The 23,675-nt window shown below is 59.1% G+C and carries 19 protein-coding genes; 13 read left to right on the top strand and 6 right to left on the bottom strand.

Annotation, left to right across the window (positions count from 1 at the left end; translation table 11 throughout):
- Positions 1–138 precede the first annotated feature (138 nt).
- From HDF12_RS02605 to HDF12_RS02595, 3 genes are all read left to right on the top strand, one after another.
- Entirely contained in the window at positions 139–1,308 is a 1,170-nt protein-coding gene (locus HDF12_RS02605) for a sensor histidine kinase (RefSeq protein ID WP_179581009.1), read from the top strand.
- On the top strand, positions 1,305–1,919 hold the full coding sequence (locus HDF12_RS02600; protein WP_179581007.1) for a response regulator transcription factor: 615 nt from the start codon (positions 1,305–1,307) through the stop codon (positions 1,917–1,919). The genes HDF12_RS02605 and HDF12_RS02600 overlap by 4 nt, the downstream gene beginning before the upstream one ends.
- A gap of 252 nt (positions 1,920–2,171) precedes the next feature.
- Positions 2,172–2,819 (top strand): hypothetical protein, encoded by a 648-nt coding sequence (locus HDF12_RS02595; protein WP_257025317.1) that lies wholly within the window; start codon positions 2,172–2,174, stop codon positions 2,817–2,819.
- Between the two features lie 161 nt (positions 2,820–2,980).
- On the opposite strand, the gene HDF12_RS02590 is transcribed toward HDF12_RS02595, so the two are convergent.
- From HDF12_RS02590 to HDF12_RS02580, 3 genes are all read right to left on the bottom strand, one after another.
- A complete protein-coding gene (locus tag HDF12_RS02590) occupies positions 2,981–5,392 on the bottom strand; it encodes a S9 family peptidase (protein WP_257025316.1) in 2,412 nt (803 codons plus the stop codon).
- A 303-nt stretch (positions 5,393–5,695) separates the two neighbouring features.
- A complete protein-coding gene (locus tag HDF12_RS02585) occupies positions 5,696–6,493 on the bottom strand; it encodes an RNA methyltransferase (protein WP_179581005.1) in 798 nt (265 codons plus the stop codon).
- 404 nt (positions 6,494–6,897) lie between these two features.
- Positions 6,898–7,854 carry a YXWGXW repeat-containing protein gene (locus tag HDF12_RS02580; protein ID WP_179581003.1) on the bottom strand — a complete coding sequence of 319 codons (957 nt, stop codon included), beginning with the start codon at positions 7,852–7,854 and terminating at the stop codon, positions 6,898–6,900.
- 487 nt (positions 7,855–8,341) lie between these two features.
- Between HDF12_RS02580 and dnaG the strand changes: the two genes are divergently transcribed.
- The 7 genes from dnaG (at position 8,342) to HDF12_RS02545 (ending at position 18,108) form a co-directional block, all read left to right on the top strand.
- Complete coding sequence (gene dnaG / locus HDF12_RS02575) at positions 8,342–10,135, top strand: DNA primase (RefSeq protein ID WP_179581001.1); 1,794 nt, start codon at positions 8,342–8,344, stop codon at positions 10,133–10,135.
- Positions 10,136–10,239: 104 nt separating this feature from the next.
- Complete coding sequence (locus HDF12_RS02570) at positions 10,240–11,640, top strand: lipopolysaccharide biosynthesis protein (protein ID WP_179580999.1); 1,401 nt, start codon at positions 10,240–10,242, stop codon at positions 11,638–11,640.
- A 91-nt stretch (positions 11,641–11,731) separates the two neighbouring features.
- On the top strand, positions 11,732–11,986 hold the full coding sequence (locus HDF12_RS02565) for a hypothetical protein (RefSeq protein ID WP_179580997.1): 255 nt from the start codon (positions 11,732–11,734) through the stop codon (positions 11,984–11,986).
- A gap of 207 nt (positions 11,987–12,193) precedes the next feature.
- Entirely contained in the window at positions 12,194–13,903 is a 1,710-nt protein-coding gene (gene rpoD / locus HDF12_RS22625) for an RNA polymerase sigma factor RpoD (RefSeq protein WP_179580996.1), read from the top strand.
- A gap of 242 nt (positions 13,904–14,145) precedes the next feature.
- Complete coding sequence (locus tag HDF12_RS02555) at positions 14,146–15,969, top strand: glycosyltransferase family protein (protein WP_179580995.1); 1,824 nt, start codon at positions 14,146–14,148, stop codon at positions 15,967–15,969.
- A 41-nt stretch (positions 15,970–16,010) separates the two neighbouring features.
- Positions 16,011–17,162 carry a glycosyltransferase family 2 protein gene (locus HDF12_RS02550; RefSeq protein ID WP_218892285.1) on the top strand — a complete coding sequence of 384 codons (1,152 nt, stop codon included), beginning with the start codon at positions 16,011–16,013 and terminating at the stop codon, positions 17,160–17,162.
- A gap of 499 nt (positions 17,163–17,661) precedes the next feature.
- Positions 17,662–18,108 carry an NINE protein gene (locus HDF12_RS02545; RefSeq protein WP_179580993.1) on the top strand — a complete coding sequence of 149 codons (447 nt, stop codon included), beginning with the start codon at positions 17,662–17,664 and terminating at the stop codon, positions 18,106–18,108.
- A gap of 100 nt (positions 18,109–18,208) precedes the next feature.
- Here the strand turns inward: HDF12_RS02545 and HDF12_RS02540 are convergent, their stop codons facing one another.
- Positions 18,209–18,535 carry a hypothetical protein gene (locus HDF12_RS02540; protein ID WP_179580992.1) on the bottom strand — a complete coding sequence of 109 codons (327 nt, stop codon included), beginning with the start codon at positions 18,533–18,535 and terminating at the stop codon, positions 18,209–18,211.
- 116 nt (positions 18,536–18,651) lie between these two features.
- Positions 18,652–19,632 (bottom strand): hypothetical protein, encoded by a 981-nt coding sequence (locus HDF12_RS02535; RefSeq protein ID WP_306457989.1) that lies wholly within the window; start codon positions 19,630–19,632, stop codon positions 18,652–18,654.
- A 337-nt stretch (positions 19,633–19,969) separates the two neighbouring features.
- On the opposite strand from HDF12_RS02535, the gene HDF12_RS02530 reads away from it, so the two are divergent.
- Positions 19,970–20,653, top strand: coding sequence for a PEP-CTERM sorting domain-containing protein (locus HDF12_RS02530; RefSeq protein WP_246373683.1), 684 nt, complete (start codon positions 19,970–19,972; stop codon positions 20,651–20,653).
- Between the two features lie 116 nt (positions 20,654–20,769).
- On the opposite strand, the gene HDF12_RS02525 is transcribed toward HDF12_RS02530, so the two are convergent.
- On the bottom strand, positions 20,770–21,405 hold the full coding sequence (locus HDF12_RS02525) for a hypothetical protein (protein WP_246373684.1): 636 nt from the start codon (positions 21,403–21,405) through the stop codon (positions 20,770–20,772).
- Positions 21,406–21,614: 209 nt separating this feature from the next.
- Between HDF12_RS02525 and HDF12_RS02520 the strand changes: the two genes are divergently transcribed.
- Together HDF12_RS02520 and murQ are read left to right on the top strand one after the other, a co-directional pair.
- Complete coding sequence (locus HDF12_RS02520; protein WP_373563834.1) at positions 21,615–22,595, top strand: zinc-dependent alcohol dehydrogenase family protein; 981 nt, start codon at positions 21,615–21,617, stop codon at positions 22,593–22,595.
- 150 nt (positions 22,596–22,745) lie between these two features.
- Positions 22,746–23,654: an N-acetylmuramic acid 6-phosphate etherase gene (gene murQ, locus HDF12_RS02515; protein WP_179580991.1), complete on the top strand. Its 909-nt coding sequence runs from the start codon at positions 22,746–22,748 to the stop codon at positions 23,652–23,654.
- Positions 23,655–23,675 lie beyond the last annotated feature (21 nt).

The raw sequence follows: 23,675 nt of genomic DNA, 5'->3' as shown, positions 1-23,675 counted from the left end.
ACGGACCAACATGAGCGAAAGACCACAAAGATCGACCGATTCTCGGATTCAAGCGACTCCTCTTCCATCGCAAAGAACAGAACGAATAAACAGCAGAGGCACAAGACCACAGCGGCGTAAACTGCTCTGGAGCAATCCATGACCGGCAACGACAACATCTCGAGCGCGCGCGAAAGCAAGTGGCCATGGATTTGGTTGGCATACACTGGCTTTCTCTTCATCGATCCCATCCTGGAGCCGAACCGGCATATCTGGCTCGGCACCATCGCAGTCTTCGTCACCTTTCTTGCGCTCTTCTTCGGCTACGTTCGCGCAACCGACGAGGGCCGCCCCCTCCGTTTCTGGATGATCGGCGCCACCTTTCTCCTCGGCCTCGTTACCTTCCCATGGAACTCCGGCGCCATAACTTTCTTCGTCTACGTCGCCGGCTTTCTTCCCTTCAGCGTCGAATCGAAGCGCCGCGTTCTCGCTCTCTTCTTCGTTGAGTCCCTCGCCATTCTCGGCGAAACCTATCTCTTCCGCGCACCGGGCCCACTACAGATCGGATGGCCGAACGCTATCATCGGAATCTTCCTCCTCATCATCATCGGCGGTGGCAACATCTTCTTCGCCGAGCAGAAACGAGCGGAATGCAAACTACGCGCGGCCCAGGAAGAGAACGTGGCCCTCGCCGCCGTCGCCGAACGAGAACGCATCGCCCGCGATCTCCACGACGTCCTCGGCCACACCCTCTCTGTCATCGTTCTCAAGGCAGAGCTCGCCGGCCGACTCATCGAGAGCGACCCGCAACGTGCAGTCCGCGAGATCGCCGACGTTGAAACTACCGCCCGAACAGCCCTTAGCGAAGTACGCGAGGCCATCGGCGGCTACCGCTCTCAGGGCCTCACCGCCGAAATGGAGCGAACCCGCAAAACCCTCCAATCCGCCGGTGTCGCGCTCTCCTGCGAATCTCCAGTCCCCCAACTCAACGCCTCGGAAGAGACCGTTCTGTGCCTCACCGTTCGCGAAGCCGTCACCAACATCGTGCGACACGCCAAGGCCACGCAGTGTCGCATCCGCTTCGCCCGCTCCGAAGACGGCTATCACTCCCTCCTCATCACCGACGACGGAAACCAGCCCAGGATCAGAGAAGGCAACGGCCTCCGCGGAATGCGAGAGCGCGTCCAATCGCTCGGCGGCCGCCTCTCCATCACAACCAGCCCAGGCGTCACGATCCTCATCGAGCTGCCTCACACTACTGACACCCAAAACGACCTGACACCGTCGACACATTCGAGTGAAATCAAAGCTCCCTTTGTGACCACATGAGCACGGCCATCCGCGTCATCCTAGCCGAAGATCAGGCCATGGTCCTGGGTGCTCTCTCCGCCCTCCTCGAGCTCGAAACCGACATCTCCGTCGTCGCCACCACCGCCAACGGACGCGACGCCTTCGAAGCCGTCGGCCGCCTGAAACCCGACGTCCTCGTCACCGACATCGAGATGCCTCACATGACCGGCCTCGAACTGGCCGCGAACCTGCGCACCAGCCAACCCAACGTCCGCACCATCATCCTCACCACCTTCGCCCGCCCCGGCTACCTCCGCCGCGCCCTCGACGCCGGAGCCCGCGGCTATCTCCTCAAGGACCGCCCAGCCAAAGAACTCGCCGACGCCGTTCGCCGCGTCCACCGAGGCATGCGCGTCGTCGACCCCGCCCTCGCCGCCGAAGCCTGGAACGCCGAGCTCGACCCCCTCACCGACCGCGAACGCCAGATCCTCCAGCGCGCCGGCGACGGCCGCAGCAGCACCGAAATCGCCACTGAACTCCACCTCTCCGAAGGCACAGTACGCAACTACCTCTCCGAAGCCATCGCCAAGCTCGGCGCCTCCAATCGCGTCGACGCCGCCCGCATCGCCCGCACCAAGGGCTGGCTCTAGCAACTCCCTAATTCCTTGCGCATGCAGTAGCCGTTCTTGCTGTTGTTGCGTTGAAGTTTCAGTTGCACCTTCAGTTTGGGTTCCGGTTGCCATTGCAGTTGTCGTTGCTTTTCTTGTTGTCATCCCCGAAGGGGATCTGCGTCTCTACTCTCCCATCAAAATCCCACTCAAATTGCCACACCCAAGGCAACCTTTCCCCGGTAAGCCGCGAACCACCTCTCCTGCATCCCACAATCTGAACAGGAGATACACATGAATATGCTTTCCATCCGCATCACCCTCCGCACAGCCGCCCTCTGCGGCGCACTCGTCGCACTCGCCACCGGCTGCAACAAAAAGGCTGACAACACCCTCAACTTCACCAGCGCCATCAACACCTACTACTCCGCTCACCCTGCATGCCTCTGGTCCGAGCCCATCAAATTCCCCGTCCAGGCAGACACCTCGAATAACAGCAAGACCTCCAACTACGACGCCCTCGTCGATCAGGGCCTCCTCGTCCGCACCACCGCCGAAAAGAAGGTCCTCATCATCGCCAGCAAGCAGGTCAACAACTACGATCTCTCCGACAAGGGCCGCGCCGCCTGGACCGCCGACACTACCCAACCCGGCTACGGAAACTTCTGCTACGGCCATCGCAAAGTCTCCAGCATCGACAGCTCCACCCCCACCACAAGCGACCCCGGCGCCACCACTCAGGTCACCTACCACTACAACATCCCCGACGCCCCCGCCTGGGCCACCGCCGCCGAAACTCAAAACGCCTATCCGCAACTCCAGACAGAACTGGCAGCCCCCCAGAACGCCCAGGCCACCCTCACCAACACCAGCAACGGCTGGCAGGTCTCCTCAGCCAAATCCACCAACTCCTCCAGCAACGACGGAAAGATCGTCGAATAAGCAGCCTTCCTGAATCAAGAATCTAAAGCCGACCAGCGGGAGGGTCCCACTCCCGCCCGGCCAGGACCGGTACACAAGCCACGAAGTGGCCGCGCGAATCGGGGTCCCCGCAAACAGGTCTTCGTTTGCGGGGTGACTGAGCGCAGCGGGCCTTTCACGCACTACCGATCGAAATCCTCCTCCGCATCCCCAGGCCCCGACCGCATCGCCGCCATCGCCGCCGCATACGACTTCATCTCGTACTCATGCGGCGGCACATCCCCCGCAAGATTCTTCACGAAATAATCCCACCGCCGCCGCGTCATGTATTGACTCGCCTCCCCATACCCATGAGCGACATTCGGAATGATCAGCAGATCAAAGTCCTTATTCGCCCTGATCAGCGCGTCCACCACCAGCAGCGTGTTGTTCAGCGGCACATTGTTATCCATCGAACCATGCGCCAGCAGCAGCTTGCCCTTCAGATTCTTCGCCACACTCTGATTCGCCTGGCTGTCATAGTTCGTCGTCCCATCGGCATTCTTCACCAGCAGCCCATTCCACTTCTCCGCCCAGTCATCTTCATAGTCCCTCTGGTCATGATTTCCACTCTCCGCAATCCCCACCTTGAAGAAGTCAGGATAATGAAACATTGCCGCGGCCGTGGCATTCCCACCGCCCGAGTGACCATACATCCCCGCTTTATCAATATCGATCCACGGATACTTCGCCGCCAGCTCCTTCATCCCCGCCACCTGATCCGGAATCGTGTTGTCACCAAGATCGCCAAAGTAAAACTCATGAAACGCCTTCGACCGGAACGACGTCCCCATCCCATCGATACACACCACCACAAACCCAAGCTCCGCCAACGACTGCATATCGCCGTGCGCCGCCGCGAAGCCCCGGCCACCGCACGAGCCCGTCTGCGGCCCAGGATAAACGTGGTTCACAATCGGATACTTCTTCGACGCATCCAGGTTCGTCGGCTTGAACATGTAACCGTACAAGTCCGTCTTCCCGTCCCGCGCCTTCACCACAATCGGCTCCGGAGCCACCCACCCCGCCGCCACCAGCTTCGAGATATCCTGCTTCGCCACCTCGACCACAACCTTGCCGCTCTCATCCCGCACCACCGTCGTCTGTGGCTCGGTCGCAGTCGAGTACACATCGACAAAGTACCGCCCATCCTGCGACACCGTCACCGCATGATCCGCATTCTCCGGCGTCAGCAACTTCATATCCTTCCCGGTAAACTTCACGCTGTAGAAGTGAGAAAAATAAGGATCGCGCCCAGCCTCTTTGGCCACCGCGAGAAAATAAATCGTCCGCGTCTTCTCGTCCACATGCAGCACTTGCGTCACATTTCCATCGCCGCGCGTAATCTTGTTCTTTAGACTGCCCGTAGCGGCATCGTACAAATACATCTGCCCCCAGCCATCTCGCTCGCTGAACCACAACAGCTCGTTCGTCTTCGAAAGATACTTCCAGTTCACCTTTCCGTTGCCGCTCTCGAAGAACTTCGATGCCGTCTCGCTCATCACACCCAGCACTTCGCCACTCGCAGCATCCGCAATCCGCACCCACTCCTGTTTGTGATCGCGGGAGGTCGAAACAAACATCAGCTGCTCCCCATCGTCGCTCCACTGCACATCATCCCACCCACTCCCACCGCGGCAACTCACGTCATCGCACAACGTCGAGCGGTGCTGATCAGGCGGCATCTTCAACCGGATCACCTTCGCCTTACCCACGTCGATGATCACCCGTTCAATCATCGTCACATCTGTATCTCCCACCAGCGGGTACTTCCACGCCTTCAGCTCCGGATGCCCATTCGTCACCGGAACCATGTACATCTCGCCGGTCTTCCGCTGATCCTGCTGAAATGTCGCGATCTTCTTTCCATCCGGCGACCAAACCAGGATCGGGTTATCGCTCATTGTCCACCCGGCGTTATCGGTCGCATAGCCATAGTCCTTCACACCATCGGTCGTCAGCTGCGTTTCTTTGCCGGTCGCAACCTCACGCACCCAAAGATTCCAATCACGAATAAATGCAGCCTTCGTCTTATCCGGCGAAAGTTCTCCATGCGCACCGTTCGCCTGCTCGCCATGAGACGCCTTCGCTCCCGGCGCAATCACCTCGGTGCAAACGCCCACACCACTAAGATCACAACGAAACTTCCTCGAACCGTTCCCCACCACAACCGTCTTGTCCCCATCCGAAAACTCAATCTCCGAGATCACCAGATGCTGCGCGTCCGCCTTCATCTTGCCGTCCGTCGCCTTCGTCAGCGCTGCCGCCAGCTTCGCCTGATCGAACCCCGGCACCTTCGTCCCCTTCACTGGATCGACCACCATAAACGTGATTCCATCAGGCCCATTGTCGCGATACCAGAACCGTCCGTCCCCCATCCACATCGGCCGCGCCACACCGTGATACACCAGCGAACTGACGTTGTAACCCATGAACTTCTCTGCCCGCGCATAGTCCTCGGTCGTAAGCTGCTTGCCCTGCGCCATTCCACTCGCCGTGAAACAACACCCCACCACAACTCCCACAACAGCCGACAAACGCTGCTTCAAAAGCATACTTAAAGCCTCCGGACGTTCCCGCCCTTCAAAATGTACGAATGACGCTTAGTCTACAGCCCGACCCGTTCCGGTGATATATGAAGTTGCATCCCCTCCCAGCGTTACTTGCCTTAGGCTTTATCTAAAAGAGAGGGCCCTTGTATTCGCATTTGCTCACTCATAGAAATTCGTCGTCTCGACCGAAGCCGTTCACAGTCTCTCCGTGAACGGCGCAGTGGAGAGACCCCCGCATTTGCTGTTGCTGGTGCAGTTGTCTTTCAGGTTGTCATCCCATAGGGATCTGCTTTTGCATTTGCTTTTCTAGCTGTCATTCCCGGAGGGGAGCTGCGTTTTCACTCCCTTCCCTTCCACATCCGATCCACCCCCACGCACCTTCCACAACACCTGCCGCAAGATCCCCATCCAAATCGGCGCATCACTAGCCGTCAAACCCATCCTCAAAACCAGCCGCCGCACCTGGGCTTCATCGCAATTCGCAGGATGCCGCTTCGTATATCCAGTCGCCTCCAGCACCTCAGTCAACAGTGCCGTCAACCGCTCCACCTCACCCGCACTAGCCACCTCATCCGCACCACCCGCAGCAACCGCACTCCGCCCGCGCACCAGTTCATACAAACAAACCGCCACCGCCTGCCCAAGGTTCATCGAAGGATGCCGAATCTCCTCCTGCTCCTCCATCGGAATCGTCAGCAGCCAATGACAGTAACTCAACTCATCGTTGCTCAGCCCCGTCTTCTCCGAACCGAACAGCATCGCAACTCGCCCCTCGCCCGCCAACTCGGAACCGATCTTCCCGCCCGCGTCCGCAAGCGCATGTAAGGGATGCTGCAACACCCGCTCGCCCACCGCCGTCGTCCCCACTACCAGCGTGCAATCCGCAACCGCTTCGCCAACGCTGGCAAACACCTCCGCCCCCGCCAGCACCGCCGAAGCATCCACCGCCGACCGCGCGCTCTCGAACGGCACCGCATACTCATTCACAATCCGCAGATGCCGAAATCCAAAATCATGCATCGCCCGCGCCACCGCGCCGATGTTATTCGGGTTGCGTGCCCGTACCAGCACCACAACCACCCGATCCAGCAACTCATTTCCCATTCCTAATGATTCTAGGCTGCATCGATTTATATGTGAGTCGTAGGCTGTTGATCTCTTGTAGAAGGTGTCATTCTGAACTGGGTTACTCGCGGCATGCATGCCCGTCGCTTGTCTTGTCGTCGTCCCCGAACGGGATTTGGTATTGTCTCTGCATTTGCTTTGCAGTTTCTTGTTCTCTTGAACCCACCACGCCAAAGGTGTCATCCTGAGCGAAGCCTGTCGCAGTTTTATCGCGACAGGCGTAGTCGAAGGGACCTCCATTTCTTTTCGCCGCCAAAGCTCTTTACACCGTCTCGGAATCTTCTTCCGTTGCCGGGCCTTTCTCAATGTCGGTGCGACCTAGGCACAAAAAAGAGCGGCCGGCGAAACCTCCGCCGGCCGCTCTCTCTTCGTTCTAAAACCGCCTACCGATGCCCTTCATGTGCCTCGGCATGCGGATGTTCCTGCGTGTTCGCATTGTGCTTATCGTTGTAGATCGACTTGCTGACGTTATTCTGCCGTTGGTTGATCTGCTGGTGCTCCTGCGCCGTCAGATGTCCGCCGTTCGCCGCCCGGTCAGCCGCAGCCTGATGATTGATGCTCGCCTCGCGATTCTCCAGGTTGCCCGTCTCATGCGCCGTCAGCTGGCCCGACTGAACTCCCTGCCCGATACGCTGCTGCTGATTCGCCGCACGTACGCCAGGCCGTGAGTAGGCTGCATTCTGCGGACGGCCGCCGTTGACCGAAGCGAAGTTGCTCCGGTCGGCATGTGCCATCTGCACATGGCTCTGCTGCTCCGCCGTCGGTGCAATATGGTTCTCCCGCGCGAACGAAGCCTCCTGTGCCGATGGACGAGCCTGAAGGCCGCCGGTCCCGCCGTTGAAACTCGTACGATTGTTGATCGTCGTGTGGTTGATCACCGTGTTATCGATGTACGTGTTGTGAATCACCGTCCGATTCACATTGACGACCGCGGTGTTATACGCAAAGCTGTTGCCCACCCAGCGTCCGCCCCCAAAACCTACGCCGCCGTAGCCGAACCCATAGTTCACGCCGCCGTAGAAGCCGACGTGCGGCCCCCAATAACCAGCGTGGAAGAGGTAAGCGCCACCACCCCATCCCCAGTAGCCCGGCGTCCACAGTAGTCCAACCTGCGGCGGACGAACCCACACACCCGGAACCCAGTAGTACCCCTCATCGCCATACGCCCAGTAGCCGGGATTCCACAGATATCCATCACCCGGGCAGATCGGCTGCGTATAAACCGGCAACACCGGCGGCGCAAAGCCCACCGAAATAAACACTCCCGCAAAAGAAGCCGCAGGCAAAAGCGCAAGAGCCGCGCCCACCACAAACTTACGGACTAAATTCGTTAATCTCATACATTCATCCTTTGGTTGGCCTAACGGCGCCTTGGCCGCGGCACTCAAGTTGTTGAATAGCCATATATCTCAGCTGGCCATTCGCTCTCTTCCCTCCGTACAAACACACGCCTTCGACGGAAGTTCCGCACCTGTACCGTAGGCCCATGCGAATTCACGAAGATATCCCTCAATCGTTGTATGCAAACCGACTCCGACCACCCAGTTCTCCCTGAACAGGAAAGGAGCAAAATAAAGTTCGAATTCGTGACGCATTTTTTTGACCTCAAAAGTGCACTGCTTTTTTTCCACGTTCACCATGCAGAACACCACGTTGTGACCAGCAAAAAACCATGGTCAAACACCCCAATCTGGCCCAACCCCCTCCAAAAAGCCCAGCAAATCCTCAAAGATCCAAGCCGCACCACGGCCAGAAAAAAATCTCCGTCTAAACTCATAAACAGGCCCAAAAAAACCTAAGCCCGTTGATCTGATCTCTCCAACTCCCATGTCCGACAACTTCGCACAAACCGTCAAGCAGCAGGCCGATATCGTCCGCATCATCGGCGACTACATCAAGCTGCGCAAATCCGGCGCTCAGAACTACACCGGCCTCTGCCCCTTTCACAAAGAAAAAACGGGATCGTTCTCCGTAAACGCCACCCATAACTACTTCTATTGCTTCGGCTGCCACGAAAAAGGCGACGTCTTCACCTTCGTCATGAAGCTCGAAAACATCAGCTTTCCCGAGGCCATCCGCGTAGTGGCCACCAAGTGCGGAATCCCCCTCCCCAAGCGCGAATTCAACTCCCCCGATGAGGTTCGCGAAGCCGGCATTCGCCGCCAACTCACCGACATTCACGAAGCCGCCACGCAGTACTTCGAAGCCGCACTCAAAGCTCCCGAAGCCGCACGCGCCCGCGAATACCTCACCGGCCGCGGCGTCACCGCCGAGACCATCGCGAAATTCCGCATCGGCTACGCCCCCGACGACTTCAACCACATGCGCGAGCAGCTCGCCAAACACTTCCCCGACGAAGTCCTCCGCGCCAGCGGCCTCTTCAGCGCCAAAGAACAAAACGACGGCAGCCAAGGCCAGCTCTACGCACGCTTCCGCAAGCGCATCACCTTCCCCATCGCCAACGAACAAGGCAAAACCATCGCCTTCACAGCCCGCGCCCTCGACGCTGAAGATGAGAAGGGCCGCCCCATCGCGAAGTATCTTAACTCACCCGAAACCGCTCTCTACAGCAAAGGCCAGGTCCTCTTCAACCTCGATAAAGCTAAAGCCGACATCCGCGCCCTCGGCTTCGCGCTGCTGGTCGAGGGCCAGATGGACTGCATCTCTGTCTACATGGCCGGCATCAAAGGCGTTCTCGCAACCTCCGGCACCGCCTTCACAGAGATGCAGATCCGTCTCCTCAGCCGCTTCACCAAGCGCGTCATCGTCAACTTCGACCCGGACACCGCCGGCACCGCCGCGACGGAAAAATCTATCGCCCTCCTCACCGAAGAAGACTTCGAAGTAAAGATCGTCACCCTCGAAGGCGGTCTTGATCCCGACCGCTTCATCCGCGAGCAGGGCGTCCAGCAGTACATGGCAGCCCTGCGCAATGCGAAGCGCCACTCCGATTACCTCATCGACCGAGCCCGCGAACAATTCCCCACTCGTACTCCCGAAGGGAAGGTCAAAGCGATGAATTTCTTACTGCCGCACATCCGCCGTATGCCTTCAGTTCGACAGCGAGAAGAATTTGCAGTTGACGCGGCGCAGAAGCTTGGAATTTCGTTTGTTCACTCTAAAGAATTGAGTGACGCAGCGTCGAAAAAAGTTGAAAGCGTTAGTGCTCATCGGCTCGAACCGATCGATCGGAACGAGGAAATCCTCTTGCGCGTCCTCGTTCTCCCGGAGAACGACCCTGCGCGCATCCTGGCCGTCGAGCAGCTCACACAGCATCCGGAATGGTACGACAGCCTTTCGTCCGCCGCTTTACTTGAGTCACTCGCGAACGCGCCAGCACCCCCCAACCCTCTCGACGCGGCGCCCGACGAGCCCAGCCGAATTCTTCTAGCACGCACCCTTCAAAACGCCGAGAACCCTGATTCTGCCTCCACCAACGCGCAATCCATGACCGAGCTTGTCGAAAACGCGCTCGAAACCCTCAAGTGCCGCCAGCTCGAACGCCGCCAACGTGAGCTCCGCACCCTCATCGCCGAGGCAGACCGCCATGGCGACCATGAGATGCTGACTAAGCTCACCGCAGAAAAGCTTCAAATCGACCGTAAGCTGCGGGAGCAATAACGCAGCGATCGTCGATTTCTCGTGAACATCCTCCAAACCAACGGGTTATAAGAAAGTAGACTTGCCCTGTATCCGGGAAAATATTTAGGAAGCAAATCTCACTCATGAGCATGGACATCTCTACAAAGCGAAGGCTGATGCTTGGCTTCTTGACCAACTGGGTAGGGAAACTCTCCTCTACCGTGATTCAGTTCGTCCAGATCCCGGTCTTCCTCCACTTCTGGAGCGTGCCCCTCTACGGCGAATGGATGATCGTCAACTCCATCCCCGCCTATCTCAGCTTCAGCAATGTGGGCTTCGGCTCTGTCGCGGGCAACGAGATGACGATGCTGGTCGCCCGCGATGACCGTGCTGCCGCTCTCCGCGTCTTCCAGAGCTGTTGGTGGCTCATCGCCATCATCTGCACAGCGACGATCGTACTGCTCTCCGGAACCCTCTACTATCTTCCCGCCTCCCGCCTCCTCAAGCTCACCACGCTGAGTGAGGCCGACACCAAGTGGATCATCTTTTATCTCGGCGTCTCCGTCCTGCTCGGGCAATTAGAGCAGCTCCTTCAATCTGCTTACCGAGCCATCGGCCGCTACCCCTACGGCACCTTCCTCAAAAACATGTTCTCCCTCTTCGCCTTTGGCTGCATGATCGCCGCAGTCACACTGGGCGCAGGCGCACGCACGACAGCGTTGGTCTTTGCCTCGGTTAACGTGGCCATCACCATCTTCTTCTGCATTCTCGTCCGGCGCGACATCCCCTGGATCGAATATGGGTGGCAACACGCGAGCTTCGCCGAGATTCGCAAGCTCGCCCGACCGGCCTTCGCCTACATGGGATTCCCCCTCGGTAACGCCCTCAGCCTGCAAGGCAGCCTGCTCGCCGTCGGATACGCTCTCGGGCCCACCGACGTCGTTATCTTCAGCACTGCCCGCACTGTCTCGCGGGTAGCCCTGCAGATGGTCCAAATGGTCAACAACACCTTCGAACCGGAGATGTCGATCGCCTTCGGAGCCGGAAACTACGAACTCACTCGAACTCTGCTCCGCCGCGCCTGCCAGCTGGCCCTGCTCGTAGCCCTGATCCTGGTTATCGTCATGCTCAGCTTCGGCCCATGGTTTCTGGTTCATTGGACCGGTGGCCACGTCCCACCCAGCCGTCCCCTCCTCAGCATCCTTCTCGCCGTAGTCGTCCTCTACGCGTTGTGGTCCACCAGCGGCACGCTGATGACCTCCACCAACCAGCACCAGCGCCTGGCCACCTACTATATCCTTGGCACCAGCGTCGCCTGCGTTCTCTGCTACGTCCTGGCGCGAGCCTACGGGCTTTATGGAGCGGCGGCCTCACTCCTGATCTCAGAGATCGTCATGAATCTTTACGTCGTCCCTGCCTGCCTGCGCATCGCCCACGATACCCTGCCCGCCTTCCTGGCCAGCATGCTCCACTACCCATCCTCCCTCCGCCCTACATCCCTGTTAGCCAGGATCCGTCGCTCAAAACCCGGCTTCGAAAGCTGAAATCACACCCGCAAATCGCTCTGATCGGCTTACAGTAGCGGGTGATCGCGAGCGAACCACCGATTCATCAAACACACGAAACCCTGCAAAAATGACCAACTTCCAGAGCACTACCCCCGGATACAAGAACAAACACGGCCAGATCGTCATCTCCCGGACCGGATTTCCCTCAGAATCCTTCCCCGGCCAGACCATCTACCACTTACGTTGTACCCATTGCCACCACGATTACGGCTCGGCTGGCAAAGATATTCACCTCCGCCGCTGTCCCCGCCACCAGAATGGCACCCAAGGCGAATCACTTCGCGCCGCTGCCCTGAATCTTTTTCCCTCGGAAAGCGTCTAACTTATGTGGTATCCTGTGATTCGCTGGGGACGTGTGCCTTCGAATGCCCAGACTCTCTTTAGGGTCATCGGGCTTGCCAACGCGGTCTAAACCGCAATCTGCTCCCTGCCCATTACGTTACAACCAAGGGACATGTCCGCCTGAATACCACAATCGACACCAGCGGCATCCCAGTTATCAGAATCTTTCGCAGGAGTGCGCACAGCCGTGGCTGAAGAAATTGACAAGTACGAAGACGATATAGACAAGCTCATCGACACAGGGAAAGAAAAGGGATATCTCACCTACGGCGAGGTCAACGACCTCCTCCCAGGCGATATCACCACCCCCGACGATCTCGATGACCTTCTCACCACAATCAACACCCAGGGCATCGACGTCCTTTCAGGGGAAGAGCGCGCCAGTGGCCGCGACAAATACGAACCGGAAGCCGGCGAAGAGTCCGACGACGTAGAACTCGACCTCTCGCCCGGAACCCTCGAGAAGACCAACGACCCCGTCCGCATGTATCTCCGCGAGATGGGAACCGTTCCCCTGCTCACCCGTGAGGGAGAAGTCGAGATCGCCAAGCGCATCGAGCGCGGACAGCTCCGCGTCATGAAGGCCATCTCGCGCTCGCCCATCGTGATCCGCGAGATCGTAGGCCTGGGCGAAGACCTCCGTCGCGGCGTCCGCAACATCAAGGAAGTCGTTACCTTCGATGAAGAAGAGCTCACCGAAGAGATCCTGCAAGCCCGCGTTCGCGCAACCGCCGGCCGCATCGACGTCATCGTCAAGCACCAGAAGAAGCTTCACGGCCTTGAAGAAAAACTCGAAGCGCCCGCAGGTAAAGACGCCAAGGCCAAAGCCAAAGAGACCCGCAAGACCCGCTGGCTCATCGGCCGCGAGCACGTCTACATCAATCGCATCGTTCGCGAGCTGAAGTACACCAACGGCGAGAAGAAACGCCTGCTCGACAAGGTCAACAAGACCGTCGACGCCATGCGCACCCTGGAGCGTCAGATCAAGACTCTCGAGGTCAAGCACGAAGCCTCGAAGTCCGAAGAGCTGCGCAAAGAGTACCGCCGCCAGCAGAAGAACTGCCGCACCGATCTCGAACGCGTCGAAGCTGACGCCGGTATCTCGCTGGTCGACCTCAAGCGCACCCAGCGCGAGATGATCCAGGGCGACATGGACGCGGAGCGCGCCAAGCGCGAGCTCATCGAGGCCAACCTTCGCCTCGTCGTCTCCATCGCCAAGAAGTACACCAACCGCGGCCTCCAGTTCCTCGACCTCATCCAGGAGGGCAACATTGGCCTCATGAAGGCCGTCGACAAGTTCGAGTACCGTCGCGGTTACAAATTCTCGACCTACGCCACCTGGTGGATCCGTCAGGCCATCACCCGCGCCATCGCGGACCAGGCCCGCACCATCCGTATCCCGGTGCACATGATCGAGACCATCAATAAGCTCATCCGCACATCGCGTCAGCTGGTGCAGGAGCTTGGCCGCGAAGCCTCCTCAGAAGAAATAGCCCGCCGCATGGACATCCCGGTCGCGAAGGTCCGCAAGGTCCTCAAGATCGCCCAGGAGCCCATCTCCCTCGAGACCCCCATCGGAGAAGAGGAAGACTCGCACCTCGGAGACTTTATTGAAGACCGCATGGCCGTCTCCCCGGCTGACGCCGTCATCAGCGTCAACCTCAAGGAATACACCTCGCAGGTCCTCCGCACCCTGACCCCCCGCGAAGAGCGTGTGATCAAGATGCGCTTCGGCCTCGAAGACGGCTCCGAGCACACCCTCGAAGAGGTCGGCCAGTCCTTCCAGGTCACCCGCGAGCGCATCCGCCAGATAGAGGCAAAGGCACTCCGCAAGCTCCGTCACCCCAGCCGCAGCCGCAAGCTGAAGGCCTTCGTCGACGGCGTCAAGGACATGTAACTCCATTCATCACAATTCAACACGGACGACGGGCGCCAACGAAAGCTGGCGCCTTTCCTTTGCAGCAAACAAACGCCATCTCTCGACCAGCGGGAGGGCCAACCGAAGGAGTATATAAGTCACGAAGTGCCCGCCCCGCGCGGAGCGGGCACTTCCGGCAGGACAAAAGATTTACAGGTTCTTTCTTTTCTTCTGAGATGATAAGAAAGATCGATCAGCAACACGGAGGACCCCGCCCCCGCATGACACTCCCCTCGTCGGAGCCCAACCGTCTCCCCTATTGGCTGCGTCGTCTCTGGCCCATCTACTGCTTCCTCGCCGCCCTCGTCACCTTCGGCTACGCTCTCTACGATCCCTACCAGATCGACGGCGACGCAGTCTCCTACATGGATATCGGCGACCTCATCCGCGCTCACAACTGGCACGCCGTCATCAACGGCTACTGGAACCCCCTCTATCCCGCCTTCCTTGCCCTCGGCCACACCCTCTTCCACTCCACCCGCTACACCGAACTCCACGCCTACTACATGGTCAACTTCGCCATCTTCCTGTTGGAGATGTTGGCCATCGTCGCCTTCACCGACTCGCTCATCCAGCTCCGCGACCTCCGCAAAGCAGCTACATCAACCGCGGCATCCTTCCTCCTTGACCGCTACACCCTCCGCTACCTCGGCGTCGCCCTCCTCGTCATCTCCACCCAGCGCGAACTCAGCATGGGCAAGGTCCGCCCCGACGCGCTCCTCCAGGCCTTCCTCCTCTTAGGTGTAGCAGCACTCCTGAAGCACCTCGCTACCAGCCACCTCCGTTACGCCGCACTAATGGGCATCTCGCTCGGCCTCGCCTACCTCACCAAATCCTTCGCCTTCCTCTTCACTCTCCTCTGCATCCTGGCACTGATCCTCTTCCGTGCCTTCTGGCAACGACACGCTACCGCCCGCATCGCCGCCTCCGCCGCACTCGCTCTCATCTGCTTCTCTCTCGTCGCCGGTCCCTTCATCGCCGCGCTCTCCAAACAAAAAGGCCGCTTCGACTTCGGCGACTCTGGCAGCCTTAACTACGCCTGGTTCATCAGCGGCACAGAAAAGATGCACCTCCAGCGCAACCAGACCTCGCTCTTCGGCGCCTCCGAGGTACATCTTAAACATCCCGAGAAGCAGCTTCTGCAAGCGCCCGCCATCTTCAGTTACAAAGAACTACCCTACGGCACCTATCCTGACTGGTTCGACAACTCCTACTGGAACGATCAGGTCAAGGCGCACATGAATCCGCGTCTCGAAGTCGTCGTCATCGGCCAGTGCATGGTCCGTATCATTCGTTACATCGCGAACCACCCCGAGGCCTGGATTCTCCTCATTGTCACGTTCCTTCTGGGCGCGCGACTTCAGCGCGACTGGCAACCTGCTGCCAACGCCTTCTGGCTCGCGCCGATGCTCCTCGGCCTCGGCATCTTAGGCATCTACGGCATGGTGAACATCGAAGACCGCTACATCACCGTCGGCCTCCTCGCCATCCTGCTACCGCTCTTCGCGTCGCTCCGTCTACCCCCGTCCGTTCAAACCGTTGCCGCCCGCACCGCAGTTTCAGCCGCCGTCGTTCTCCTCGCCCTGCTGGCCGTGGCAGAGTCCGCCCGAACCGTCGGAGAACTCCGCCGTGAACTTCCCTTTGCCGGGTTGCCGGTCGGCTGGTACAACCCAAGCATCTTCGGAGCCGCCCACGCACTCAACGACCTCGGCCTAGGCCCTGGCGACACCGTTGCCTGCATCGGAACCATAGCCTGCCTCTATGATCCCTACTGGGCTCGTCTGGCTGGCGTCCGCGTCCTCACCGAGATCTACGAGCCCAACACTCCTCTCTATCCCTCCTTCGCCGCCATGCCCAACCGCGCCGAGGCCTTCGATGTCGTACGCCGTCAAGGAGACAAGGTCCTCGTCGGTTACTTCACCCCCGGCCTGATGACCGGCACCAACCCTATCTCTGCGGGCTGGCACGAACTGGACAGCTCCCCCTTTTACGCTCTCCCCCTCAACCTTCCTGCGACGACTTCCACGGAAGGGATTCAGCCCTGACGCCGCAAGTCCCACACCATCACTTTGGTAGCATGCAAACAATGAGCGATCTGACCGTAACCATCCTTATGCCATGCCTCAACGAAGCAGAGACGCTCGCTTTCTGCGTTCGCCAGGCGGTCGCCGCTCTCCGCGACAACAACGTCGCCGGCGAAGTCGTCGTCGCCGACAACGGCAGCACCGATGGTTCGCAAAAGATCGCCACCGATGAAGGCGCTCGCGTCGTCAACGTCCCCGTCCGTGGCTATGGGGCAGCCCTCATCGCCGGTATCGAGGCCGCGCGCGGCAAATACATCTTGATGGCCGACGCCGACGCCAGCTATCACTTCGAACATCTTCCCCGCTTCCTCCCAAAACTCGACGAAGGCTACGACCTCGTTATGGGCAATCGCTTCTCCGGCACCATCGAGCCCGGCGCCATGCCACCGCTCCACCGTTATCTCGGCAATCCGGTTCTCTCTTCCATCGGCCGCATCTTCTTCGGCATTCCCGTCCGCGACTTCCACTGCGGACTCCGTGCCTTCCGCCGCGACCCCATCCTCGCGCTCAACCTCCGCACCACCGGCATGGAGTTCGCCTCAGAGATGGTCGTGAAATCCTCCCTCGCCGGCCTTCGGATGACCGAGGTGCCCACTACCCTCTCGCCCGATGGCCGCAGCCGCCCGCCCCACCTTCGCTCATGGCGCGACGGCTGGCGTCATCTGCGCTTCCTCCTTCTGTTCAGTCCCCGCTGGCTCTTCCTGATCCCCGGCGTCGTCACCTTCTTCGTCGGCATCATCCTTTCGCTCTGGCTCATCCCAGGCCCCCAAACCGTCGGCCGATGGACCTTCGACGTCGACACCCTCACCTACGCGCTCGGCCTCGTCCTCATTGGAGCCCACATCTCCGTCTTCGCCGTCAGCGCACGCGTCTTCGGCACGCAGGAGGGCTTCCTGCCGCCCAATCCAAAGTTCGAGCGCATCTTCAACTACATCAATCTCGAAGTTGGCCTGCTCTTCGGAAGTGCTCTCCTGTTGGTCGGCCTCGGAATCCTCGGCTACGCCATTCATATATGGCATAGCGCCGGATTCGGAAATCTCTCCGCCCAGCGCATGCTTCGCCTCACCTTACCGTCGGCAACCTGCTTCATGTTGGGGGTAGAAGCCATCTTCGGCAGCTTCTTTTTAAGTCTGCTCGGAATGAACCGCCGGTGAGAAAGCTCTGTTCGAACGTAACGCGACACAGCCGAGTCTGATGCCCAGCCGGTCACTTTCAATGCAGATTTAGGCCTCTGCAGCCGGTACAAATCCATCGCATCGCTGATGGGTGAAACCTTCAGGTGCAGCGCCGCATGCTTCGGATGACCGCACTCATCCAGCAGGTCCGCATCTGCTTTTTTGCTGCTAAGTATAGTGACCAAACACCGAACTCTTCGCGTGATGCTCGCCAAAGTGATTGCAAAGTCCGCACTATCCGTTGTGAACCGGCTGCATAACAACATCCTGCTTTCTTTAGATCAGAGTCACGAACGCGTCGCGCCGTTGATTCGCACATCATGATTTGCTGCAACTCTACGCCGCATAAAACCCTATGTAAATTGCAACTGTGCAGCCCTAATCAGACGTCGAACTCTGCCCGGTCCCTCCCTGGATTGGGAACCATCATGCCTGTCGCAGCGTACCTCTCCTCGAAGTCATCAAGAGGAGCAAAATCATGCAGATCACCGACCCCCTCTACACCGCCAGCATGACCGACCAGCAGCGCGCCTGGTTTTACGCCGAGTACGAACGCGCCCACAAGGACGAGGTTGTCGGCTTTCTCCTCGCGCTCTTCCTCGGCGACTTCGGTATTCACCACTTTTACCTCCGCCGAAACACTGCCGGCATCATCTATCTCATCTTCTTCTGGACCGGCATCCCCGCAATTCTCGGCATTATCGAATGCTTCTTCATGCCAGGCCGAGTCCGCCAGTACAACGCTGCTCTGGCGCTCTACATCTCCAACCAGATCCTCGCCAGTTCGACCCCCCACAGCGAACCGGCACCTGCAACCTCGCACTGTCCCGACTGCAGCAGCCCCATCGACCCTTCCGCATCCTTCTGCCCCCACTGCGGAGCCACAATCACCCACAATCACCAGACCACACAGGCCGCGACCTAAACCCATCGACACGACCCAACCCACGATCCCAGCGCAAGGAAAAGGGCTCCATCAGGAGCCCTCTCTTTCTCAACATCGGAATTTAATCGCTGCGCCGTAACTACGCGCCAGTGCTGTGCTTCACCGCAGCTTCATACCCAGCGGTAAAGTTCGAGCGGTACTCATCGCGAGCCGCACCCTTCACCGGTGGGTGAACATACAGGTGAGACGCCTTCGCGTCGATCTTCCGCTTCGCCGTCATGTCCAGCTGGGCTGCTTCAACCCCGTCGCGGTAGGCTGACTGCGCCTGCTCCGTGCCCGGAGGAGGCGTATTCCAACTCCGGCTCTCTGTCGTGGGTGCCTGGTTCGTCTGGGCGTGTGCGAAAAATGTTGCACCGCTCATAAGTGCCACTGCGATCAGTGGTGTTGCAATTCGAGTTCGCTTCATCGTGTTTCCTCTTTCCTTCCAGGTCAATAGATGCACCTGGAGGCCAGAGGGAACTTACCATAACCCAGTAATTACTGGCAAATTCACGCTCGGATGCTGCCTCAGCCCTGTGAACACTACATATTTGTGTGGCCGCCGCGCATCTCTTCATTGAACGTGGGCTTGATGAACGCCAGCGCATGCACCAGTTCCGCCTGATACTGCGCACGATGCCCCATCAGAGCCTCGGTCGGCGTCGCATATTCAGTATCCGATGCAAGATGAATCAGCCCCTCACCCGCCAATGCCGCTGCCGTCTTTTTCAGCTCCTCAACGGTCGAGTTCAGATACTGCGCATCCCGAGGATCCAGCAGCCAAACCGGCTGTCCGCCGCCCAGCACTCCCGACAACCAGAACACCTTCGCCGCCAGATACTCCTGCCGCTGCCCATCCGTCGTGTCGTTGAAGTTGAAGCGCTTCTTCCACGGGCTGTAGAACCGCGTCGTCACCGGAACAGGCTGCCGATTGCCGCTCTTCACCAGCTCCAGCTGCCCCTGATCCATCGTCTTCCGCACTGCGTTGTAGATAAATCCCTCGGCAAACGGCTGCTCCGGAGCCTTCACGATCTCCGCAAACGTCACCGTCATCGACGCCGCAACCTTTGCGTGAAGCGGATTCTCCTCACCATCCTGCAGCCGAACCTCGCCATGCACCAGGAACGTATCCGCGCCCGAGGTCGACTCATGGAACGGCCACGTAAACTTCTCGAAGCTCAGCGGCAGCCCATGCAGCGTCAGGTAGCAATCCGGCCTCGGATTCTTCAACCGCTTCGCAGCCTCTGCCAGATAAACCCCAATTTCGGCCAACATATCGGCACGGCTGAAGTCGAATTTATCGCTCAGCTCCAGCACCTGCGTCTTCGTCATCGGAGCGGAGGTGCCAGGAAGCTCGCTATGCGTCGGCACCTGCGTCTTCGCCTTATCCGCAACCAGCGCTAGCAAGAACCGCGTCGTCGGATTACCGGAAAAATCCTGTCCAATCGCACTCGAAACCACTACCAGTCCGGCTACCTTCGCCGCAGCATCTACCTGTCCAGCCAGTACTTCTTGCGTCCCCATTACCATTTGCCCCAATCAGTTTTTTCTTATATCTCTCCATTTTACGACCTATCCAGCATTTCGCCCATTTTTGCCTAAGCACCAATCCGATGCGGACAGCCTTTTGTCCGTAAACGGTAAGTGCTGATAGATGCCGACTTACGACAATTCTTTAAGAGCAAATCAATTCCCTTTTTCTGCAATTATTTGCACATCGCACCGAGCAACCTTCCCTCTTCAAAAGGTAACCACGGCGATTCAAACGACTACTCAGTGACGACTAGAGCCTTTCGATGGCCATCAACCTGCACTTAAGTAACCCGTAACCGCTTGTATTTAGGCCCATTGGAGAAGCTTCTTGAAAAAAAATCGTAAGTATCTCACTGCCCTGGTTGCCCTTGTCTTCGGGACCTTTTTCGCCGCTCATGCTGACACGCTGTCACTGGCCAGTTACTCCGGATCTTCTTCCGCACCCGATGTAGCCAACACCGCGACGACCTACAACTCGGCCGCCTCCATCGTTAACAGCGGTTCCACCTCTACCTTCGACATCGCTTCAGGTTCTGTTTGGCATTCAGCCTTGGGCAGCTCAAGTTGGGTCTCCTTCAACGCTCTCACCGGACCAACCTCTGGCTTGGTCGTCCCTAATGGCGATTACCTCTACAACACGCAGTTCAACCTTGGGTCTTCTGCTTCAAACTACGTTGGCTCTCTCAGCGTGCTCGCCGATGACACGGTTTCGATCTACCTCAACGGCAAACTCATCCTGGAGGCCGCAGGTCCCCTGAGCGCAAGCAATGATTACTCTCATTGCTCTGACGTAGGTCCTAACTGCGTTACGCCGCTCACCTTCAGCTTTACTGGATTCGACCAGGGAATGAACGACCTCACCTTCGATGTCAAACAGGTCGCCGGAGTCGACGAAGGTCTCGACTTCGCTGGCACCATCTCCTCCGTACCCGAACCCGCCTCGCTGATGCTGTTTGGTACAGGTCTGCTTGGCATCGTCGGAGTGACACGACGCTGTATCGCAGGAAAGTAATCGACCTCAAAATTGGAGATGTGCCACAACATCGCCTTTCCAACTTCGCCGGCTGAAAAGATCATGGGTCCCCTGCGGCTAGAGCCTTGTCGCAAGTGAAAGAAAACAGATCTTCGCTACGGATGTTTTGCCGCGGCAGCCTTATCAGCCGCAGCCACGGCCTTCTTAAACTCATCCACCGCAGGAACGTTATGCGAACGAAGCCCATCCTTTGCTACATACCTCCAGCCCGCCGGGCTGTCCAGAGGAAGATTCGTATCGCCGTTGTAAACAGTGAACGAATCGCCTACGCCCCCAATCTCCGTCTGTGGATGCGGCGTTCCCTGCTCACTCGCCTCAGGAACGCCTGCCCCGGACATCTCCGGCTGCCTGCCGTGCTGAGCCCCCACCGACACCCCATTCGCCGTTGGGTCGATCACTCCCACTCGGTTGTTCTGCCGCGGATCGCTGATCGTCGTGTCGACCACGCCCTTGTGCCCCTTGCGAATCACGATAATCAGGTCCGCGCGCTGAGTGCTGATCGTTGGCTGAAATCTTCCCCAATTCAACAGCGCCGTCTCAACGTCCTTTTGCGCTACTTGATTGGCGCGCGGGTCGTCAACGTCAATTCCTGCTTGAGGATCGATAATCACGGCAACAGTCTTCGCGCTGAGAATGTAGTCAGGTAAGCTCTTCTCAGCCTTGTTCTTCGCACCCGCAAAGGTCGCCATCAACAAGCCCGCGATCAGAGCCACAAACATTCGCCTCGGCATATCCCCTCCTTCATACTCGGCAAGATTTTACGCCGCCGGCGCCAAGACCACGTGGACGGCTCGATGGAAGCCGCCGACGCCTGCTGAAGCGAATTGATTCCAGGCACCCCAGCCCTCAATTCAGCATCGAACGACAAAAATCAGCAAGCATCAACAAGGATCAGCGACGCCTATCCTAATCTAATCCAGTCCATCCGCGAAGGTGTCCAGTGAGAGCCGCCGTTCTACGATCTGCCAGTCAGCCTCTTTCCATGGAAGAGGTCGCCATCCCCATCCTCGCCGAGGGCCATCTCCTCCTCCGCGTTCTCGCCTGCGGAGTCTGCCGCACCGATCTCCATATCGCAGAGGGCGACCTCTGTCTCCTCCATCGGCCGCTTATCCTAGGCCATCAAATCGTCGGCAAAGTCGTCGACGGCGCCACACCAAATCGCCCCAACGACATGCGCGTCGGCGTCTCCTGGATCGGCGGAGCTGACGGCACCTGCCCCTTCTGCCTCCGCGGCGAAGAAAACCTCTGCGACAACCCCGTCTTCACCGGCTACACCATCAACGGCGGCTACGCCGAGTACGTCCTCGTCCGCTCCGACTTCACCTACCCACTCCCCAACGCCCTCGACGACACCCACGTCGCTCCCCTCCTCTGCGCCGGCATCATCGGCTTTCGCAGCCTTCGCGTCGCCGGCACTCAGCCCGGAGAGCGCGTCGGTCTCTTCGGCTTCGGCTCCTCCGCCTCGCTCGCCATCAACGTCCTGCGCCACTGGAACTGCGAGGTCTACGTCTCCACCCGAGGCGAAGCCCACCGCCAGCAAGCCACAGCCGCAGGTGCACACTGGGTTGGCACCGAAAACGACAAGCCGCCCGTCCAGCTCGATCGCGCCATCACCTTCGCGCCCAGCGGTGCTGTCGTCGTCAGCGCACTCTCCAGCCTCCGCAAAGGCGGCGTAGTCGCCATCAACGCCATCCACCTCGACCAGATGCCCGCCTTCGACTACGACAAGCTCTTATGGGGCGAACGCCAGATACGCAGCGTCGCCAACATGACCCGCCAGGACGCAACCGACTTCCTCAAACTAGCGGCCGAGATCGGCCTTAGGCCGCAGATCCAAACCTTCCCGCTGGAGAAAGCCAACGACGCTTTGATAGCCGTCAAAGATGAGACCGCCAACGGCTCCTGCGTCATCGTCCCTTAGCAGTCTTGACCTGACTGCGAACTCATTTCGACCGAAGCCACTCGCGCAGTTTGCGAGTTGCGAAGTGGAAAAACCCGCTGTTCTCCTCCGCGTCAACGCACTCCAGGCGACTGAGGCATACTTGCAGTTAGGAAAGTGAACCGCTAACGCATGGAAACTAAGTCGACCCTCGCTCATCTCGCCACCGAAGCCCGCAACTCCCTCACAGAACACATCGACGAACTCTCCACCCTGGACATGCTCCGCCTCATCAACGAGGAGGACGCCAAGGTCGCCGCCGCCGTGGCTGCCGTTCTTACAGAGGTCGCCTGCGCCGTTGATGCCATTGCCGAACGCTTCGCCGCCGGCGGCCGCCTTTTCTACATCGGCGCAGGCACCAGCGGCCGTCTCGGCGTCCTCGATGCCAGCGAGTGTCCCCCAACCTTCTCCGTCCCCCCAACTCTCTTCCAGGGCATCATCGCCGGCGGCGACGGCGCCCTCCGCAAGTCCAGCGAACAATCAGAAGACTCTCCCGAACAAGGCGCCACAGACATCGCCGCTCACGCACTCACCGTCAACGACACCGTACTCGGCATCGCCGCCAGCGGACGCACCCCCTACGTCCTCGGCGCCCTCGCCCACGCCCGTAAACTCGGCGCTCTCACCATCGCCCTCGCCTGCGTACCAGACTCGCAGATGGCTGCAAACGCCGACATCTCCATCGCTCCCATCACCGGCCCCGAGATCCTCACTGGCAGCACCCGCATGAAGGCCGGCACCGCCACCAAGCTCGTCCTCAACATGATCTCCACCGGCGTCATGATCAGGACAGGCGCAGTCTACGGAAACCTCATGGTCAACATGCAGGCCAGCAACGTAAAACTCATAGACCGCGCCCAGCGCATCATCATGGCTACCACAGGCATCGACCAACCCACCGCCGCGAAGATCCTCGATGAAGCCGGCAGCGTGAAGACCGCCATCGTCATGCAGAAGCTCTCCATCGACCGCACCAGCGCCGAAGCAAAACTGAAAGCCCACCGCGGCAATCTCTCCGCGCTCCTGAATCAGAAGTCCTGAACCGCACAGTCTTGCGGCGAG

The organism is Tunturiibacter gelidiferens (genome assembly GCF_013410115.1).
GTDB classification, from domain to species: Bacteria; Acidobacteriota; Terriglobia; order Terriglobales; family Acidobacteriaceae; genus Edaphobacter; species Edaphobacter gelidiferens.
Note: the sequence above shows the minus strand (reverse complement) of the source record. Positions and strands in the feature narration are given on the sequence as shown.